The 1,171-nt window shown below is 42.8% G+C and carries 1 pseudogene; it reads right to left on the bottom strand.

The features are described 5' to 3' along the window. Positions 1–5: 5 nt before the first annotated feature. A pseudogene (locus GW12_RS15220) lies at positions 6–1,171 on the bottom strand (IS3 family transposase); the annotation flags it as partial.

Here is a 1,171-nt window from a genome sequence, read left to right as displayed (position 1 = left end):
TGATCCTAGACAGTATCGTGGACAATCGATCCCTCTAAACTTTTAATATATTTCTGTTCAAAGGCTTCTGGACTTAACCAACCGTTTGCAGAATGCCTTCTGACCCGATTGTAATAAATCTCAATATAGTCAAACAAGACCGCATTCGCCTCTTTTCGAGTGACAAACACACTGCCATGCACCACATGGCCTTTCAATGTATGAAAGAAGCTTTCAGTCACGGCATTATCCCATGAGCAGTATACTGCGCAAGGCCGCGTCTAGACATACTTTGAATACAATCATTTGTCAGCAAGAGTGCTCTAAAATCACGACTACAGTACTGACTGCCTTGGTCCGAATGAACCATAACACCTGTTGGATAGCCCTGACGAGCCATTGAATAATGAAACGCATCACACACCAATTGGCGGTCTATTCGATGACTGGTTTGCCATCCCACGATACGACGACTAAATAGATCCAGCATCACACATAAATACAGCCAACCTTGCTTGGTACGGATATAGGTAATATCCGTTGTCCAAACCTTGTTAGGCTGCATGACTGTAAATTGGCGATCTAACAAGTTTGGTGCTGTAGGCAAACGATGCTTTGAATCAGTCGTATGCTTGTATTTACGTGCAATCTTGCTCCGTAGACCAAGTTTTTTTAGCATTCTTCCAACGGTTCGTTCGCTCATGGTGTACCCTAAATCATGCATGTCATGTACTAATGAAGGTGCACCCAATCGTGCATGATGCTGCCAATATACGGCTTTTAAATCATTATATTTCTGCGCTGGATTGGCCTGGCGTTTTCGCCAGGCATAATAGCCTGAAGTGCTGACACCCAGGCATTTACAGGCAGAAGATACAGTGACTTCATTCACATCCAGATCTTGAATTACCGTGTACTTTTCTTGGCATGATCTGTCAGAAAGTACACATGCGCTTTTTTTAAGATGTCATTGGCTTCCCTGAGCTGTTTGACTTCTTTCTCTAATTCTAAAATCCGCTGTTGTTCTGGTGAAAGTTGGCGTTTGCTTGAACCCGCCGGATTGATTTCACGAATCCATTTATCCAATGTTGAATAACCAACACCTAATTTCTGGGCAATTGCAGCTAAAGATTCGTGCGAGTTTGAAAGTGCATAATCAATTGCTTGCTGTTTAAATTCAGGACTTGAGCAG

The organism is Acinetobacter sp. HR7 (assembly GCF_000773685.1).
GTDB lineage: Bacteria > Pseudomonadota > Gammaproteobacteria > Pseudomonadales > Moraxellaceae > Acinetobacter > Acinetobacter thermotolerans.
Note: the sequence above shows the minus strand (reverse complement) of the source record. Positions and strands in the feature narration are given on the sequence as shown.